This is a genomic window from Pseudomonas morbosilactucae (assembly GCF_023241665.1).
In the GTDB taxonomy this organism is placed as follows: Bacteria; Pseudomonadota; Gammaproteobacteria; order Pseudomonadales; family Pseudomonadaceae; genus Aquipseudomonas; species Aquipseudomonas morbosilactucae.
Map to the genome: position 1 here is coordinate 47,496 of NZ_JALQCX010000033.1, position 14,660 is coordinate 62,155.

Sequence of the window (14,660 nt, forward strand, 5' to 3'; positions counted from 1 at the left end):
CAACGCCCCAGGAGAAAACAATATGACTCTGCGTAAAACCGCAGGGCTAGGAGCCCTTTTGTCCCTCGTAATGCCTGGCCTGGCCATGGCGGCAGACGAAGTGGCGGCCCCAGTCCTCAATTCCGGTGACACCGCCTGGATGCTGACCTCCACAGCCCTGGTGCTGTTCATGACCATTCCCGGCCTGGCGCTGTTCTACGGCGGCATGGTGCGCTCGAAAAACATTCTTTCCGTGCTGATGCAGTGCTTCGCCATCACCGGCCTGATCAGCATCCTGTGGGTCATTTATGGCTACAGCATTGCGTTCGACACCACCGGCATGGAACAGGGCGTCGTCAACTTCAACTCGTTCTTCGGCGGCATGGGCAAGGCATTCCTAGCCGGTGTCACCCCGGCCAGCATCACCGGCCCAGCGGCGCTGTTCCCTGAGGCGGTGTTCATCACCTTCCAGATGACCTTCGCCATCATCACCCCTGCGCTGATCGTTGGTGCCTTCGCCGAGCGCATGAAGTTCTCCGCCATGCTGATCTTCATGGGCGTGTGGTTCACCCTGGTGTATGCGCCAATCGCACACATGGTCTGGTCCGGCAACGGCGGCCTGATGTGGGACTGGGGCGTCCTCGACTTCGCGGGCGGCACCGTGGTGCACATCAACGCCGGTATCGCTGGCCTGGTGGCGTGCATCGTGCTCGGCAAGCGTAAAGGCTTCCCAACCACGCCGATGGCCCCGCACAACCTGGGTTACACCCTGATGGGCGCAGCAATGCTGTGGGTGGGCTGGTTCGGCTTCAACGCCGGTTCCGCCGCTGCGGCCAACGGCACTGCCGGCATGGCGATGCTGGTGACTCAGATCGCTACCGCTGCTGCCGCACTGGGCTGGATGTTCGCCGAGTGGCTGACCCACGGTAAACCAAGCGCTCTGGGCATTGCTTCGGGTGTGGTAGCCGGCCTGGTGGCTATTACTCCGGCAGCCGGCACCGTGGGCCCGATGGGCGCTCTGGTGATCGGCCTGGCCGCTGGCGTGGTGTGCTTCTTCTGCGCCACCAGCCTGAAACGCAAACTGGGCTACGACGACTCCCTGGACGCCTTCGGCGTGCACGGTATCGGCGGTATCCTCGGCGCGATCCTCACGGGCGTCTTCGCTGCACCTTCCCTGGGCGGCTTCGGCACCGTGACCGACATCGCGGCCCAAGTGTGGATTCAGTGCAAAGGCGTAGGCTTCACGGTGATCTACACCGCGATCGTGACCTTCATCATTCTCAAGGTGCTGGATGCCGTCATGGGCCTGCGTGTCACCGAGGAAGAAGAAGCGGTCGGCCTCGACTTGGCGCAACACAACGAGCGCGGTTACAACCTGTAACCCCCGCCCGTCAAAAAATGCCCGGCTTGCCGGGCATTTTTTTGCCTGGTGTTTGTCATTCCAGGAGTGGCTGAAAGGTTTTTTCTACGACGCTATCCGGTGTTTGTCGTAGGGATTTTCCCCAGGCCAATTGCTTACAGCAAAGCGGGAATATTAGGCTCTTTGTTTTTTCCCTGAGCGCGCTAGAATGCGCGCCGAAGCGCGGAGAACTCTATGTGGCAACAGACTCTGATTACCCTGCGGGCAAGGCCCCGGGGCTTTCACCTGGTGACCGACGAGTTGCTCGCCGGCCTGCCCGAACTGAAGGCATGCCGAGTGGGTTTGTTGCACTTTTGGCTGCAACATACCTCGGCCTCGTTGACCGTCAACGAGAATGCCGATCCGGCGGTTCGGCGCGATTTCGAACGTTTTTTCAACACCCTGGTGCCGCAAGGCGTGGCAGGGTTTGAACATGACGACGAAGGCGCGGATGACCTCCCGGCGCACTTCAAGGCCAGTTTGCTAGGCTGTCAAATCAGCCTGCCGGTGTCGGCGGGTCGCTTGGCGTTAGGCAACTGGCAAGGTGTTTATCTGGGCGAGCATCGTGATCATGGCGGTGCTCGTAAAGTCCTTGCCACCTTGCACGGTGACAAGGCTTAAGCCGCTGCCTGGCAGCGGATGTTGATTTTTTTCCAGCAGCCTTCGACAGTCGGCTCAGCTGGGCTATAACTAATCTGCTTTTCGCAAGTCATGAGGTAGAACATGAGCGACGATGATCTGGAAAACGACGACCTCGAAGTAGGCGACGAAGAAGAAACCGAAGAAGGTCTTGAAGCGGCCGCCGAGGATGTAGCGGAAGACGACGGCAGTGATGTTCCTGCCCCGACCGCCAAAGGCAAGGCCAAGGCTGCGGTCTCGGTAGACGAGCTGCCAAGCGTCGAGGCCAAGAACAAAGAGCGTGATGCACTGGCGCGTGCCATGGAAGAGTTCCTGGCCCGTGGCGGTAAAGTGCAGGAAGTCGAGGCCAACGTGGTCGCCGATCCGCCCAAGAAGCCTGACAACAAGTACGGCAGCCGGCCTATCTGAGCCTGCCTACCTGCTTGCTGAAAAAACCCGCCGTCGCTGCGGGTTTTTTCATGGGCAGAGAAAAGCTGCGGTCAGCGGCTGGGTTTACTTCCAGCGGCTGAGGAGGGCGGGGAGCTCGGTCAGGCTGCGGATCTCGGCGTCGGGTGCGCGCTCGGCCTCCCAGGTTTTGCCGCCGGGATTGAACCAGATGGCACGCAAGCCCGCTTGCTGGGCGCCGGCAATGTCGTCACCGGGGTGGTCGCCGATATGCACCGCGGTATCCGCCGTGGCCTGGCCCCGCTGCAGGGCTTCGTGGAACAGCCGCGAATCCGGCTTGGCGATGCCGATGTCTTCGGCACACAAGGCAAACTTGAAGTAATCCGCCAGGCCCAGGCGGCGCACGTCGGCGTTGCCGTTGGTGACCACACCCAGGGCGTAGTCATTGGCCAGGGCTTCGAGGGTCGGGTGTACCTCGGGAAAGATTTCCAGCTGGTGCCGGGCATGCAGGAAGACTTCGAAACTCTGGTCGGCCAGTTGATTGGCCTGGGCATGGTCATAGCCGGCCTCTTCCAGGGCGTGGAACAGCACCCGGCGACGCAAGGCACTGATCCGGTGCTTGAGGCTCGGCTCCAGGCCCAGCACCCGTTCGCGAATCGCCCACAGGTGTTCCACCGGCACGCCGCCCAGGTTTGGCGCGTGATCGGTCAGCCATTGGCGCAGCGTGGCTTCGGCGCTGACGATCACGGGCGCGGTGTCCCACAGGGTGTCATCGAGGTCGAAGGTGATCAGTTTGATCGTCATTACTCACCGCCTTTGGTGCGTTTGGCCCGTGGATGGGCGCTGTCGTAGACCGCCGCCAGGTGCTGGAAGTCCAGGTGGGTGTAGATCTGCGTGGTCTTGATGTCCGAGTGGCCCAGTAACTCCTGCACGGCGCGCAGGTCCTGGGAGGATTCCAGCAGGTGGCTGGCAAAGGAGTGCCGCAGCATGTGGGGGTGCAGGTTCTGCCCCAGCTCGCGGGCCCCCGCCGCCTTGACCCGCAGTTGGATGGCCCTTGAGCCCAGGCGCCGGCCTTGCTGGCTGACGAACACCGCCCCGTCTGGCGGGTTGCTCAAGTCCCGCAGTGGCAACCACTGTTCCAGGGCCTCGCGGGCTTTGCGGCCCACTGGCAGGACCCGGGTCTTGCTGCCTTTGCCATGCACCTGCACCAGGCCGCCGGCCAGGTCCAACTGATCCAGGTTGAGGCCGGTCAGCTCGGAAAGACGCAGACCGCAGGAGTAGAACAGCTCCAGCATCGCTTGGTCTCGGTGGGCCAGAAAGTCATCTTCCACGGCGCCGTCGAGCAGTTGCAGGGTGCGGTCGGTGTCCAGGGTCTTGGGCAGGCGCCGTTCGCCCTTGGGTGGCGCCAGGCCATTGGCTGGGTCGTGATCGCACAGGCCTTCACGGTTCAGGTAGTGGTACAGGCCGCGCACTGCAGACAGCAGGCGCGCCAGGCTGCGTGAGGACTGGCCTTGCTGATGGAGGCGGGCGATCAGGCTGCGCAGGCTTTGGATATCCAGCTGGCCAGCTGCCGACCTGCTGCTTTTGGCAGTAGGCCAGGACCTTGTTCAGGTCGCGGCGATAGGCTTCCAGGGTATGGGGCGACACCTGGCGCTCACTGCGCAGGTGCTCGCAGTAGGCGTCCAGTTGCCGTTCCATGGTCAGCGTACCGAGCGCAGCGAGTGGGTGAACCGCGGCAGTACGCGGCCCAGGACTTCGGCGATGTAGCTGAGGAACAGGGTGCCCACCGAGCTTTTGTAGTGCTGCGGGTCGCGGCTGGCGATGGCCAGGACGCCATGGACGCCTTGATGGGCCAGGGCGACCACCGCGGTAGAGCCGATTTGCTTGCGTTGTTCTTCGCCAAAGAGGAAGTCCAACTCATGTTCGCGCAGGGTGCCGCAGATGCTTTTGCCCTCCGAAAGCAGGCCGCCGATGGCTTCCTGGGCCTGGGCCGCGGTGACCCAGCGACCCACCGGCATGGCGCTGTCGTTGAACAGGATCAGGCTGACGAAGGGCACCTGGAAGTCCTGGCGCAGGCTGTCTTCGACGCTGATCACCAGGTCTTCGAGGCTGGTGGCGTCCATCAGCGCAAGAATCAGCCGGCGGGTCTTGTCGAACAGCCGATCGTTGTCCCGGGCCACATCCATCAGTTGCGAGAGGCGGTGACGCATTTCGATGTTGCGCTCGCGCAGGATTTTCATCTGGCGCTCCACCAACGAGACGGTGTCACCGCGCTGGTGGGGAATACGCAAGGCCGGGAGCAGATCGTCGTGTTCGACGAAGAAGTCCGGATGAGCCTCCAGGTACGCGGCAACGGCCGCCGCCTCCAGGCTGTCGGAAGGTGATTCGTCGGGCTGTTCGGCTGGCACCTGAGGCTTATCGGTCATGGGGTTCGCTCACTCATAGACGGACCTGTCCTTCGTATACGCGGACTGCCGGGCCGGTCATCATCACCGGTTGGCCGGGGCCTGCCCATTCAATGGACAGGCGCCCGCCTGGCAGGTCGATCAATAGTGGCGAATCCATCCACCCCTGGCTGATCGCGGCCACTGCTGCAGCGCAGGCCCCGGTGCCGCAGGCCTGGGTTTCCCCGGCACCGCGTTCCCAGACTCGCAACTGTGCGCGCTGACGGTCGATGACCTGGAGAAAACCGACGTTGACCCGGGCCGGAAAGCGCGGGTGATGCTCGATTTTCGGGCCCAGCTCATGCACCGGTGCGTTGTTGATGTCATTCACCCGCAGCACCGCATGGGGGTTGCCCATGGACACGGCTGCCAGCTCGACACTCTTACCGTCCACGTCCACTGCGTAGCTCTGGGCCTGGGCCGGGGCTTCGAAGGGGATGTCGGCCGGTACCAGGCGCGGGGCGCCCATGTTGACGCTGATCTGGCCGTCATTACGCACGTCCAGCTCAATGATGCCGCTCTTGGTCTCGACGCGGATCTGGCGCTTGGCGGTCAAGCGTTTGTCCAGCACGAAACGGGCGAAACAGCGGGCGCCGTTACCGCATTGCTCCACTTCCGAACCGTCGGAGTTGAAGATCCGGTAGCGGAAATCCACCTCCGGGTTGCTCGGTGCCTCAACGATCAGCAACTGGTCGAAGCCGATACCGGTGTGGCGGTCGCCCCATTGCTTGGCGTGCTTGGGCAGGATGTGCGCGTGCTGGCTGACCAGGTCGAGAACCATGAAGTCATTGCCCAGGCCGTGCATCTTGGTAAAACGCAGCAGCATGGTTTTACTCCGGCAGCAGGCTTTCGCCAGCGAACAACTCGGCTACCGTCTCGCGGCGACGCACTTCAACAGCCTGGTCACCATCGACCAGCACTTCAGCGGCACGGCCGCGGGTGTTGTAGTTCGAACTCATGACAAAACCGTAGGCGCCAGCGGAATGCACGGCCAGCAGGTCGCCTTCCTCCAGGGCCAATGGACGTTCCTTGGCCAGGAAGTCGCCGGTTTCGCAGATCGGGCCGACGATGTCGTAAGTGCGAGGCTGGCTGTCGCGCGGGCGTACGGCACTGACGTCCATCCAGGCCTGGTACAGCGCCGGGCGGATCAGGTCGTTCATAGCCGCATCGACGATGGCGAAGTCTTTGTGTTCGGTGTGCTTGAGGTACTCGACCTGAGTCAGCAGTACCCCGGCGTTGGCCACGATAAAGCGGCCCGGTTCGAAAACCAGGGCCAGGTCGCGACCGTCCAGGCGCTCACGCACGGCCTTGATGTAGTCGCCGGCCAGAGGAGGCTCTTCGTCGCGATAGCGCACGCCGAGGCCGCCGCCCAGATCGATGTGGCGCAGGTAGATGCCGCACTCACCGAGACGATCCACCAGGCCCAGCAGGCGATCCAGGGCATCGATGAACGGGTCGAGGGTGGTCAGCTGCGAACCGATATGGCAGTCGACACCGACCACTTCCAGGTTGGGCAGTTGGGCGGCGCGGATGTACACGTCTTCGGCGTCGGCAATGGCGATGCCGAACTTGTTTTCTTTCAAACCGGTGGAAATGTACGGGTGGGTACCGGCATCCACGTCCGGGTTGACGCGCAAGGAGATCGGCGCGCGAACACCCAGCTCGGCCGCCACCACTTGCAGGCGCTCGAGTTCGTCGGTGGATTCGATATTGAAGCAGTGCACGCCGACTTCCAGGGCGCGACGCATGTCGTCACGGGTCTTGCCGACACCGGAGAAGACGATTTTGTCGGCGCTGCCGCCAGCGGCCAAGACACGTTCCAGTTCGCCACGCGAGACAATGTCGAAACCGGCGCCCAGGCGCGCCAGGACATTCAGCACTCCAAGGTTGGAGTTGGCCTTGACCGCGAAGCAGACCAGGTGAGGCATACCGGCCAGTGCATCGGCGTAAGCCAGGTACTGGGCTTCGATGTGCGCACGGGAGTAGACGTAGGTCGGGGTGCCGAAGCGCTCGGCAATGGCGGACAGCGCTACGCCTTCCGCGAACAGCTCGCCGTCGCGGTAGTTAAAAGCATCCATGGTGTTCCCTTAGTAGGAGTCGTGCTTATGCGATTGCGATTGCGACTTCGCCTGCTCTTCAGGGGATTTGCTGTCATCAGGCAGATACAGCGGGCCTTTCTGGCCGCAGGCAGTAACAAGGCAGGCAACCGCGACGAGCGCAGCAAGGGAAGAGATCAGGCGCTTCATGGCGAAATCCTTGAGAATGCGTAAATTGCGCCCGAGTATACCGGCCACCCGGCAGCTTGCCTATGCGACTCAACTCCCGTCCGGCGGGCCTTTGCCTACGGGGCGTGGGCCGCTTGGGCGGGGTGCGGGAGGAGGGGGTGCCCCAGTTGCCCCTGTGGTCGGTATCCTTTGCATTCGCCGGGATGCGCCCGTATCTTGCGGCGCTTGAGCGTGAGTAGACACTTTTTGAGGTTCCCGCAATGAGTTTGACTGAAGCCCGTTTTCACGACCTGGTCGATGCCACCCAGCAGACGCTGGAAGACATTTTTGAAGACTGCGACCTGGACATCGATCTGGAGAGTTCGGCCGGTGTGCTCACCGTCAAGTTCGAGAACGGCAGCCAGGTGATCTTCAGCCGCCAGGAACCCCTGCGTCAGCTGTGGCTGGCCGCGCGCTCCGGTGGTTTCCACTTTGACTACGACGAAGAGAGCGAGCGCTGGATGTGCGACAAGAGCGAAGAGCAACTGGGCGAAATGCTCGAGCGCATCGTTCTGCAGCAGGCCGACATCAAGCTTGAGTTCGAAGGGCTCTGAGCATGAGCCAGGCCGCCCCGGTTCGTCCGCCAAAGCCGCTCTACAGCAATGTCAGCCCGGCTGTGGGGTCGCCCTGCATCAGCCTCTGCCGACTGGATGAAGAGAAGGTCTGCCGCGGCTGTTTTCGCCATGTGGAAGACATCCGCGAGTGGCGCTCGGCCGATGATGAGCGTCGCCGAGCGATTTGTGCCCAGGCACTCACGCGCAAGCAGGCCGCCACATCCAGCCCCGGCTAGCGGAACGGCCGTGCGGTTTGTTTATTGATGGTGCTGTGGTAGTGTCCGGAAACGCCTCGCCACACCGAGGATGTCGAGAACCCCGTCTTATTTGGCGGGGTTTTGCTTTTTTGTGCAGAAAAAAGGAGTCAGCCTGGATCATGAGCACTGCCCCTTCAATCATTCTTACCCGCCTTGACGTGCAGCGTCTGGAGCGCCTGATCGACAGCCTGGATGACACGCTGCCGGGCGTTATCGCGCTGCAAACCGAACTGGACCGCGCCGAGACCCTGGTGGGTCACGATGAAGTCCCGGCGGGTGTCGTTACCATGAACTCCCGGGTGCACTGCCGCGAAGAAGGCAGTGGCAAGGATTACCACCTGACCTTGGTCTACCCCCAGGATGCCAATGCCGACGAAGGCAAGATTTCGATCCTGGCCCCGGTCGGCAGCGCCTTGCTCGGCCTGCAGGTTGGCCAGCACATCGACTGGCCGGCTCCGGGTGGCAAGACCCTGAAGCTGGCCTTGCTCGAAGTGGAATACCAGCCGGAAGCCGCAGGCGACTTCCACCTCTGATTGACGGCTAGACCTGCTCGAGGGCGTCGTTCAGGGCGCGCTCCAGGCTGGCCTTGTATCGCAGATACACAATGCTGGGGCTTTGCACATCACCGATCAGGCCGGACAGGTCCAGGTCGGTGATATAGCAGCGATAGCGCTGCGGCTCACGGCGTTGCGAGACGATTTCCTGAGCGACCACGGCAAACAGCTGGTCGGCATATTCCAGTTCGGAAAACTCCCGTTGATTGCAGTACAGCGAGACCTGCACCTGCCCGGGTGCAGCCTTGCCGATGATCGCCTGCACGTCATAAAAGGCCTTGCTGACCTGGCTCGGTGGGGCCGGGCGCGGTTCCACGCGCCGGGCGCGGCCGCTGCCTGACGGCAGAATCTGGTAGTAGAGCGTCTCCAGGGGCATCACGTTGGGTGCCGCGTCCAAAGGCAGCAAGGCTTCGCGGCGATACAGGATCGACTGCAGGAAGCGCTGCAGCGGCACCAGCAGGCTTTGCTCGTCGTGATACGGCAGGCGCTGCAGCCACAGGGCGTTGGTTTCATCGAGCACATACAGCTCGGCTTCTTCTTCCACGATCCGGTAGAACACCTGGATGCAGTCCGGCTGGCCCATGGGCAGGATCAGCGCCAGGTCGTGGTCTTCCAGGGCCATCGGGTCCAGGTGCAGCGGGCTGTAGCGGGCCTGCTCCGCGCCAAGATAATCGAGCAGCGCCGGCAAGGTGGCCAGGGCCACATGCTTGACCTGCCCGGGTACCAATTCCAGTACGTGGTAGTGCTGCTGGACCTGCACCAGGTAGCGGTGGTTGAGCTGGCTGAGCAGCAGGTTCTGTGCGGTATCGAAGACTTCCTCGACTCGCTGAGCGATGAACTGCGCGCGGTTGTGGCAGAAACAGCGCACCCGCAGTCGCGGCTGTGGCCCGCTGGGCAGGTTGTTGAGGTAGTCGCGCAGGCAGTCCAGCAAGGCATGTTCGCCGTCGTAACGGCCCACCATGACTTCGTTCCAGCTGTTGAGTGTGACTTGGTCCAGGGTCAGGACCAGGTTCTCGCGAACACCGGCGTAACTCAGGGAGTCGGTGCGCTCGGTGGTCATCAGGATGTTCAGTTCCCGGTGATGTTTGAGCGGGTCGACGCCGACGTTGACCAGTAGCAGCACTTCGCTGGGGACGCTGGCATGCAGCAGTTGTTCTTCGCTGACGGTGGCCAGGGGCAGGGCGACCGTCTGTTGCAGGCTGCCCAGCAGGTTGAACAGCTCGAACTCGCTCAAATCACTGCTGCCGGGGTGCAGGGCCAGGCGCGTGCTGCTGTCGATCACGCCGTTGCGGTGGCACCAGGTCAGCAGTTCCAGCAGCTCGCGGCAGCGCTTGATCGGGGCGAAATGTTCCCATTCCAGGGCGTTCAGGTTGCCGTTGTACAGGCCCCAATGGGTTTGCCCCGGCTCCCGCTTGCTGGGCGACTGCACCAGGGTCAGGGTGTCTTCGGCCAGGTCGGGAGCGATCCCTGGGTTGATGAACTCGACCTTTCCGGCCTTGCGCTCGAACGCTGCATACAGGCGCCGGCCCAGCACATTGAGGTCGCGTTTGTTGATCAGGCTGACGGTCTGTTCGTTGCGGGCGAACTGGGTCAGGAAGCGATAGCTGTAGTTCAGTTCATTGACCAGGGCTCGGCGTTCGGCGCTGACCTGGCGCACTTTCCACTGGCTGCGGCTGTCGAGCATGGCCAACTGCCGTGGCTCCCAGCCCCATTCGTTGGCCAGGCGCTCCAGCAACGAGCGCTGCCAACTGGCGCTGCGGGCTCCGTTATTGCCGGTGAGCTTGCGATTGACCTTCAGGTACAGGCTGCGGCGCACCAGTTCCAGGCGCTCAGGTTCGCCCCGGGCCAGGAGGTACTCCTCGATGCGCCGGTACACCACGATGTACGGGTCCAGCTCATCGAGGTCGAGGCGGTTGGCAAACACCGCTTGCTTGAAGCGCAGGCTCAGGCACTGCACCTGCGGGTGTTCGCTGGCGTAGACCTCGGTCAGCAGCAGCTTGAGCACCGACTTGTAGGGCGACTCGATGCCCTTGAACAACTGCCAGAGCCCTGCACCGATAAACTCGCCGGGAGGGATATGGGCCAGGTGCCCCAGGTCGAGGTTTTCGTCGGCGGGAACAAAGCGCTTGGACAGCAACGTGTGGGTGTACTGCTCGTAGCGCGTCTCTTCGTAGACCGGCACCAACCACCAGAGCGGAGTACGGCCGGCCAGCCAGATGGCGGTGCGGTAAAACTCGTCCAGCAACAGGTAGTGCTGGGTGGTGCCGCAGTTTTCCGAACTTAATTGGGTGTCACGTTCGCCTTGGGCAAAGCGGCGCGGGTCGATCAGAAAGAAGTGCGCTTCGGCGCCCTGGCTGTCGGCCCAGGCTTCCAGCAGTTGGCATTTCTTCTGTAACTCCGCCAGCTCGTTTTCCCCGAGGTTTGGGGCGTGGCACACCCACAGGTCCATGTCGCTCTGATCGGCCTGGGCCAGGGTCCCCAGGCTGCCCATCAGGAACAGGCCATGAATCGGCCGTGGCACGCTGCCGGGCCGGCTCTTGTAGGAAAACGAACGGGTCAGGCGCTGGGCTTCGGCCAATGCCTGGGCGTCGGGTTCGTAATTCGATAGCCCGGCCGGCGTGCTGCCGGACACATAACCGGGCAGCAGCGGGTGATTGACGTGAAAAAACAGCGGCAGCAGGTTGAGCACCAGTTGCTGGCGCGACGACAGGCCTTCCATCGCCCGGCCCAGGCGGCCCTCATTGAGTTTCAGAAAGCGCCCACGCAGCTGGCTGAGTACCTTGCGGTCGATTCCCTCGTCCAGGTCGGGGCGGATTTCATGGGTGCGGGTCATTTCAAGCACTGCTCGAAGATAAGAGGCCTCAGGGCGCTGAGCAGTTTACCGCCAGTCGCCGGTGACCTTTAAGCTGATTTTTGTTTTTTGACGCCAGATTTTTAGCGCTAGGAAGAGGTGTGCCCGCGGAATCCGACAGACGGGGATCCCGTGGGCCATACAGGAGCGTGGCGTTTAAGCGGCTTCGGCGACGGACAGGATGGTCAGCAACCCTTGTGCATGCTCGGCGGCATCCCGACCCAGGCTGGTCAGGTAACCCCCGTCGGGCTGGGTAATCAGTTCTTTATCAAACAGGCGTTGCGCGGCAGAGATGGCAGAAGGCGTAGCGGTCTGATGGATTTTCAAACCTTCCTGGGAGTTGTCCAGGTTGAAGAGTGCAAGGATTTCCAGTTCGGCAACCAACTCAGGGGTATACGACATAAGGACTCCAGACTTTCTAGGAATTAGACGACAGCGTCCTTAAGGTGAACGCAGTTGTGCGGCCTGTCCAGTATTCGCTACGGACTTTTATGCCCTTGGCGGGCGGCGTTTGGCCGCAGTCGGGTTCCCAGTGTAGTCAGGGTTGAACGATCCGTCGGTGCAGATTGCCGGGCGCGGCGACTGGCGTGGTATTGCAAGGGTTTGCAGCACTTGCCCGCCGCGCTCCGGCAACGCCTCAGGACTTTTCTGGCGGCAACTCTGGCAGGGCCCGCAAGGCCGCTTCATACCATTGGGTATTGAAGGCGCGGTCTTCTTCGAGAATGGCGTCGATTTCCACGGCCAGCACATGGGCCATGAGGCTGAGGATTTCTTCCCGTTCGTAGCCGACCAGGGTCAACTTGTTGAACGTGGCCTTGGCCGCTGGTGGGTTATCGCTTTCGATCTGGTTTTCGATGGCTTCAATCAGGGTGGTTTCGGCGAACGCTTCTTCGTCGTTGTCGATATCGGTTGGCTCGCTCATGGCAGGCTCCTCAAGGAAAGGCCGTCAGTTTACCTGTATTCATTGACCTGATGCTGCTGGTCACAGGGCCGTTCACCCTCTATAAGAATCCCTGCCAACCCCCGCGCGGCCTGGAGGCTATGTGATGCTCAAGCTTTATGGATTCTCCGTCAGCAACTACTACAACATGGTGAAGCTGGCACTGTTGGAAAAAGGACTGCCCTTCGAAGAGGTGCCCTTTTATGCCGGTCAGAGCCCTGAGGCACTGGCCATCAGCCCTCGTGGCAAAGTCCCGGTACTGGGTGTGGAGCAGGGCTTTATCAACGAGACCAGCGTGATTCTCGACTACCTGGAGCGCACTCAGCCTGGCCCGGCGTTGCTGCCGAGCGACCCGTTCCAGCGGGCCCAGGTGCTGGCCCTGGCCAAGGAAATCGAGCTGTACATCGAGTTGCCGGCGCGGACTTGTTATGCCGAGGCGTTTTTTGGCATGTCGGTGGCGGAGGCCATCAAGGAAAAAGCCAAGGCCGAGTTGCTGTTGGGTTTTGCCTCGCTGGAGCGGCATGGCAAGTTCGCACCCTATGTAGCGGGCAACAGCCTGAGCGTGGCGGACCTGTACTTTATGTACAGCGTAAGCCTGGCCTGCGCGGTGGGGCATAAACTCTTCGGGGTGGACTTTCTGGCGTCGATGCCGGTGGCGAAAGCCTTATTGGAGCGTTTGGAGCAGATGCCTAATGCTCAGCGCATCGCGGCAGACAAGGACGCGGCCATGCCGCAGTTCCTGGCGATGATCGCCAGCAAGAAGTAGTTTCGCTACCTGCCATGCGCAAGCCCGCTTCCGGTTGGAGCGGGCTTGCTGGCAATGGGATCAGCGGCTGGCCAGCAGCGCCTGGCCACGTACCACGGCAGCCTTGACCTGTGCCGGCGCGGTGCCGCCGATATGGTCACGGGCGTTCACCGAGCCTTCCAGGGTCAGCACGGCAAACACGTCCTGTTCGATCTGGTCGCTGAAGGTGCGCAGTTCTTCCAGGCTCATTTCCGCCAGGTCCTTGCCCTTTTCCACGCCGTATTTCACTGCGTGGCCAACGATTTCGTGGCAGTCACGGAATGGCAGGCCGCGGCGCACCAGGTAGTCGGCCAGGTCGGTGGCGGTGGAGAAACCGCGCAGCGCCGCTTCACGCATGATCGCGTGCTTGGGCTTGATGGCCGGGATCATGTCGGCGAAGGCACGCAGCGAGTCGCGCAGGGTGTCGGCGGCATCGAACAGCGGTTCCTTGTCTTCCTGGTTGTCCTTGTTGTAGGCCAGGGGTTGGCCTTTCATCAGGGTCAGCAGGCCCATCAGCGCGCCGAATACACGGCCGCTCTTGCCGCGCACCAGCTCGGGCACATCGGGGTTTTTCTTTTGCGGCATGATCGAGCTGCCGGTGCAGAAGCGGTCCGGCAGATCGATGAATTGGAACTGCGCGCTGGTCCATAGCACCAGCTCTTCGGAGAAGCGCGACAGGTGCATCATCGCGATGCTGGCGGCCGAGCAGAATTCGATGGCGAAGTCGCGATCGGAGACGTTGTCCAGGGAGTTGCCGCCCACGGCGTCGAAGCCCAGCAGTTGCGCGGTGTATTCACGATCGATCGGGTAGGTGGTGCCGGCCAGTGCGGCGCTGCCCAGGGGCATGCGGTTGGTGCGCTTGCGGCAATCCACCAGGCGCTCGTAGTCGCGGCTGAGCATTTCGAACCAGGCCAGCATGTGGTGCCCGAAGGTCACTGGCTGTGCCGTCTGCAGGTGGGTGAAGCCCGGCATGATGGTCTCGGCTTCGCGCTCGGCTTGCTCCAGCAGGCCTTTTTGCAAGCGGGTGATTTCCCCGAGGATCAGGTCGATCTCGTCCCGCAGCCACAAGCGGATATCGGTTGCCACCTGGTCGTTACGGCTGCGGCCGGTGTGCAGCTTCTTGCCGGTGATACCGATTCGGTCGGTCAGGCGCGCTTCGATGTTCATGTGCACGTCTTCAAGGTCGACGCGCCAGTCGAAATTGCCGGCCTCGATTTCACCCTGGATGGTGCTCAGGCCGTCGATGATGCTGTCGCGCTCGGCATCGGTCAGCACGCCGACCTTGGCCAGCATCGTGGCGTGGGCGATGGAGCCCATGATGTCGTGGCGATACAGGCGCTGGTCGAAAGTGACAGAGGCGGTGAAGCGGGCGACGAAGGCGTCGACGGGTTCACTGAAGCGGCCGCCCCAGGACTGATTGGTCTTGTCAGTGCTCATGAATTCGCTCGTGATGTGCTGAAGAAAGATGGCGTGAAAAGTTGCCGCGGATAATAACAGGGTTGCCCGGGCTGTCGCTGGCACTGGTCGGGGGCATTTTATTTATATCGAGGTGCTTCCGGACGCTTGTCGCCGCTGCTTGAGGCGCGGAGACTGGCTCGGTGACCCTGGACG

The 14,660-nt window shown here is 62.2% G+C and carries 16 protein-coding genes and 1 pseudogene; 7 read left to right on the forward strand and 10 right to left on the reverse strand.

Features of this window, described 5'->3' with window-relative positions; all coding sequences use genetic code 11:
- Positions 1 to 22: 22 nt before the first annotated feature.
- From M1B35_RS17680 to sutA, 3 genes are all read left to right on the forward strand, one after another.
- A complete protein-coding gene (locus M1B35_RS17680) occupies positions 23 to 1,360 on the forward strand; it encodes an ammonium transporter (RefSeq protein ID WP_123327796.1) in 1,338 nt (445 codons plus the stop codon).
- Between the two features lie 213 nt (positions 1,361 to 1,573).
- A complete protein-coding gene (locus M1B35_RS17685; protein WP_268262653.1) occupies positions 1,574 to 1,999 on the forward strand; it encodes a secondary thiamine-phosphate synthase enzyme YjbQ in 426 nt (141 codons plus the stop codon).
- Positions 2,000 to 2,101: 102 nt separating this feature from the next.
- Positions 2,102 to 2,425, forward strand: a complete 324-nt coding sequence (gene sutA, locus M1B35_RS17690; protein WP_123327794.1) for a transcriptional regulator SutA — start codon at positions 2,102 to 2,104, stop codon at positions 2,423 to 2,425.
- Positions 2,426 to 2,509: 84 nt separating this feature from the next.
- Here sutA and M1B35_RS17695 read toward each other — a convergent pair whose 3' ends face one another.
- From M1B35_RS17695 to lptM, 6 genes and pseudogenes are all read right to left on the reverse strand, one after another.
- Positions 2,510 to 3,205 carry an HAD family hydrolase gene (locus M1B35_RS17695; protein WP_123327793.1) on the reverse strand — a complete coding sequence of 232 codons (696 nt, stop codon included), beginning with the start codon at positions 3,203 to 3,205 and terminating at the stop codon, positions 2,510 to 2,512.
- Positions 3,205 to 4,099, reverse strand: a pseudogene (gene xerC / locus M1B35_RS17700) (tyrosine recombinase XerC). The gene M1B35_RS17695 and the pseudogene xerC overlap by 1 nt, the downstream one beginning before the upstream one ends.
- A gap of 2 nt (positions 4,100 to 4,101) precedes the next feature.
- On the reverse strand, positions 4,102 to 4,827 hold the full coding sequence (locus M1B35_RS17705; protein WP_123327791.1) for a DUF484 family protein: 726 nt from the start codon (positions 4,825 to 4,827) through the stop codon (positions 4,102 to 4,104).
- A gap of 13 nt (positions 4,828 to 4,840) precedes the next feature.
- Positions 4,841 to 5,671, reverse strand: a complete 831-nt coding sequence (dapF, locus tag M1B35_RS17710) for a diaminopimelate epimerase (RefSeq protein WP_268262654.1) — start codon at positions 5,669 to 5,671, stop codon at positions 4,841 to 4,843.
- 4 nt (positions 5,672 to 5,675) lie between these two features.
- Positions 5,676 to 6,923 carry a diaminopimelate decarboxylase gene (lysA, locus tag M1B35_RS17715; RefSeq protein ID WP_123327789.1) on the reverse strand — a complete coding sequence of 416 codons (1,248 nt, stop codon included), beginning with the start codon at positions 6,921 to 6,923 and terminating at the stop codon, positions 5,676 to 5,678.
- 9 nt (positions 6,924 to 6,932) lie between these two features.
- On the reverse strand, positions 6,933 to 7,091 hold the full coding sequence (lptM, locus tag M1B35_RS17720) for an LPS translocon maturation chaperone LptM (RefSeq protein WP_020295979.1): 159 nt from the start codon (positions 7,089 to 7,091) through the stop codon (positions 6,933 to 6,935).
- A 239-nt stretch (positions 7,092 to 7,330) separates the two neighbouring features.
- On the opposite strand from lptM, the gene cyaY reads away from it, so the two are divergent.
- From cyaY to rnk, 3 genes are all read left to right on the forward strand, one after another.
- Positions 7,331 to 7,663, forward strand: a complete 333-nt coding sequence (cyaY, locus tag M1B35_RS17725; protein WP_123327788.1) for an iron donor protein CyaY — start codon at positions 7,331 to 7,333, stop codon at positions 7,661 to 7,663.
- A gap of 2 nt (positions 7,664 to 7,665) precedes the next feature.
- Complete coding sequence (locus M1B35_RS17730) at positions 7,666 to 7,899, forward strand: DUF1289 domain-containing protein (protein ID WP_123327787.1); 234 nt, start codon at positions 7,666 to 7,668, stop codon at positions 7,897 to 7,899.
- A 140-nt stretch (positions 7,900 to 8,039) separates the two neighbouring features.
- A complete protein-coding gene (gene rnk, locus M1B35_RS17735) occupies positions 8,040 to 8,453 on the forward strand; it encodes a nucleoside diphosphate kinase regulator (protein ID WP_123327786.1) in 414 nt (137 codons plus the stop codon).
- Positions 8,454 to 8,460: 7 nt separating this feature from the next.
- Here rnk and M1B35_RS17740 read toward each other — a convergent pair whose 3' ends face one another.
- The 3 genes from M1B35_RS17740 to M1B35_RS17750 all read right to left on the reverse strand — a co-directional run bounded on the left by M1B35_RS17740 (position 8,461) and on the right by M1B35_RS17750 (position 12,247).
- The gene (locus tag M1B35_RS17740; protein WP_268262655.1) at positions 8,461 to 11,307 is read right to left on the reverse strand and encodes a class I adenylate cyclase; all 2,847 of its coding nucleotides are present in this window, start codon (positions 11,305 to 11,307) and stop codon (positions 8,461 to 8,463) included.
- 174 nt (positions 11,308 to 11,481) lie between these two features.
- Entirely contained in the window at positions 11,482 to 11,727 is a 246-nt protein-coding gene (locus M1B35_RS17745) for a TIGR02647 family protein (RefSeq protein ID WP_123327784.1), read from the reverse strand.
- Positions 11,728 to 11,962: 235 nt separating this feature from the next.
- Positions 11,963 to 12,247 carry a hypothetical protein gene (locus M1B35_RS17750; protein ID WP_123327783.1) on the reverse strand — a complete coding sequence of 95 codons (285 nt, stop codon included), beginning with the start codon at positions 12,245 to 12,247 and terminating at the stop codon, positions 11,963 to 11,965.
- Between the two features lie 124 nt (positions 12,248 to 12,371).
- Between M1B35_RS17750 and M1B35_RS17755 the strand changes: the two genes are divergently transcribed.
- Positions 12,372 to 13,031: a glutathione S-transferase family protein gene (locus M1B35_RS17755; protein WP_123327782.1), complete on the forward strand. Its 660-nt coding sequence runs from the start codon at positions 12,372 to 12,374 to the stop codon at positions 13,029 to 13,031.
- A 60-nt stretch (positions 13,032 to 13,091) separates the two neighbouring features.
- Here M1B35_RS17755 and argH read toward each other — a convergent pair whose 3' ends face one another.
- A complete protein-coding gene (argH, locus tag M1B35_RS17760; RefSeq protein ID WP_123327781.1) occupies positions 13,092 to 14,486 on the reverse strand; it encodes an argininosuccinate lyase in 1,395 nt (464 codons plus the stop codon).
- Positions 14,487 to 14,660 lie beyond the last annotated feature (174 nt).